2 protein-coding genes are annotated in these 1,816 nt (G+C 40.6%); both read right to left on the bottom strand.

Annotated elements, in window-relative coordinates; translation table 11 throughout:
* Positions 1–629 (bottom strand): ATP-binding protein (locus FHS86_RS19095; protein ID WP_429417657.1); only part of this gene is annotated, 629 nt, incomplete at its 3' end.
* Between the two features lie 629 nt (positions 630–1,258).
* On the bottom strand, positions 1,259–1,816 hold a 558-nt coding region (locus FHS86_RS19100; RefSeq protein WP_429417660.1), incomplete at its 5' end, for an ATP-binding protein.

The raw sequence follows: 1,816 nt of genomic DNA on the forward strand, positions 1-1,816 counted from the left end.
TTTTGAGGATCGCGTTTTACATTTGAAACCCGGCTCATATCTGCCTCTGCCAACAAATCGACATAGCTTCTGTTTAATAGGATGGCCTCATGGAGGGAAGTGTTCAGCAATGCAGGCCAGCCTCCTTTTATCATTCTTTCAATAATCAATTCAATGGACAGACTGTTTTGGGAATACCTTATTGCCTTGCCATGTAATAATTGATTAAGGCTTACAGCCCCTGACGAATAGTCCATTTCCTGCCACGACATGGTTTGCATTTCAACAATAGTAAATCTTCCGGCCCCACTGTGCAATTTTATTTCTTCTTCAGGATTTGCCGAGCCAGTCAAAATAAATTGAGCTTTCTTTTTCCGGTCATCCACTTCGTGCCTGACATAATTCCATAACTTAGGCTGCTCCTGCCACTCATCGATTAAACGTGGAGTTTCCCCTTTTAGTAAGATTTGGGGATCAATGCTCATGACTATGGGTACCTGTTCGTCCCTGTCAACTTGAAGTATGCTTTTTGCAAATTGTTTGGCAGTTTCGGTTTTTCCACATGATTTAGGGCCTTTAATTAATAAAGCGCCCGAGGCTTGCAGCTTTTGCCAAATTTCTTCTTCTATTATTCGGGTATAGTACTCCATAAAAGCTTGCATTTGTAATGCAAAGATAAAAAGTTTTCTACCATTTTACACTTTTTGAAATTTTTGTTTTACACATTTGCTAGGTATTGCTTTACATTTTTTAAGTGTTTTGCTTTACACTTTAGTGAAAATGATCAAAGCGAATTCTATATAGTATAACTGTAATTGTTTTAGTTTTAACCCTTACTTAGTCGGGGGGACAGGTTTGCCATTGAAGTTGCTGTGTGTGGGGATTATTACGCCTACCGGTTCCTCTTCTGGTTACACTGGGACTCACCGCCCGTCGGTGGACGGTCGGATTTCGCCTCTAGGGGGGAGATGGGGGCGTGTGGTGCGGGTGTTGGAGCTATTATTATTTTGTTACCGGTTATAATGGTTATAATGGTTGTAATGGTTGTAATGGTTGGGGCAGTACAGTGCGAGTGTTGGAGCTATTATTATTTTGTTGCCGGTTATAATGGTTATAATGGTTGTAATGGTTGGGGCAGTACAGTGCGAGTGTTGGAGCTTTAATGGGGTCAGTGAGGGGGCTATGTGGATGATTTATCCACTATTTGAAAGGCGCGGATAGCATATCCGCACCAGGCGTTTGCGATTATTCTGCATGTTGCGAAGAGCAGGGGGGGACTTTACAGCAGCTTTTCTGTATTATTCCAACTGATTATGTCGGTTTGCTTTCTTGTGCTTTCTCTGGCTCCTCCATATATCAAGTATGTTTTTGTTTTTTCATTTAGTTTTTTGTAGAAATTCAAGCCTTTGAAAAAATCCGAAGACATAGTCCGAGCCGATTTTATTTCTATACTTTTTACTTGATTATGCTGTTCTATCAGGCAATCAATTTCATTTCCCGTGTTATCGCGCCAAAAAAACACGGGAGGCACTTCGGCACGATTCAGAAAATTCTTCATCATATCTACAATTACCATATTTTCAAACAATGAGCCTTTTGCCCAATGCACGTCCAGATCCTCTTTTGTTTTAATGCCCAGGAGACTGCAAGCCAGTCCGGTATCATAGAAATAAAGCTTAGGTGTTTTGACCAGTCTCTTAGAAAAATTTTGGTGATGAGGCTGAAGAGAAAAAGCTATGAAACTGGTTTCGAGTATGGAAAACCAGGACTTAATAGTTTTTAAATCAACACCTAACTCATTCGCAATATTGCTGTAATTAAGCAGTTGGCCGATTCG

The sequence above is a fragment of the Roseimarinus sediminis genome (assembly GCF_050433125.1).
GTDB lineage: Bacteria > Bacteroidota > Bacteroidia > Bacteroidales > Prolixibacteraceae > Roseimarinus > Roseimarinus sediminis.